The organism is Ruminococcus sp. OM04-4AA (assembly GCF_003462585.1).
GTDB classification, from domain to species: domain Bacteria; phylum Bacillota; class Clostridia; order Lachnospirales; family Lachnospiraceae; genus Mediterraneibacter; species Mediterraneibacter faecis.
Map to the genome: position 1 here is coordinate 1 of NZ_QTZH01000180.1, position 513 is coordinate 513.

1 protein-coding gene is annotated in these 513 nt (G+C 42.3%); it reads right to left on the reverse strand.

Going from position 1 to position 513, the window contains the following annotated elements; translation table 11 throughout:
• The coding region (locus DXB52_RS16025) for a tyrosine-type recombinase/integrase (RefSeq protein WP_147343409.1) at positions 1-513 on the reverse strand (513 nt) is incomplete at both ends.

A 513-nucleotide genomic window follows, 5' to 3' on the forward strand; every position in this document is an offset into this window, starting at 1 on the left:
TTGGGGCTGCTCCATTTGCTAAAAGGTTGCTTGTATAGGTGTGACGTAACTGGTGGAAATGAAAGCCTTCAAATCCCTCTAATGTTTTTGCCACCTTTCTGCAAACAGTCCCCAAAGTAGTTGGAAGTTCCAAACAACCATCCGGTCTTAAACAGACGAAAGAAATTTCTTTATAATCTGTCGGGACTTCCTCTGTTCTGTCTAAACAATAATATTCGTAGTACACTCTGTTTTTCTCTTTGACCTCTTTGTAGTAGTTCGTGTGATAAAGTTCTCCGTACTGCATTCGATTTTTTAACTGCTCTTTCCGGGCATTACGGAAAATCTCTACCAGTGTATCTCCAAAATCAACAACCCTTACTTTTTTCCGCTTGGTTGGTCCGATGATATATTTGCGCTTTGAGCCATCATATCGGATGCTGCGTCTTATGGTAAGGCATTGTTCTTCCAGATTTACGTCCTGCCATGCCAAACCGCAGGCTTCTCCAATACGAAGCCCGGCATAATAGGCTA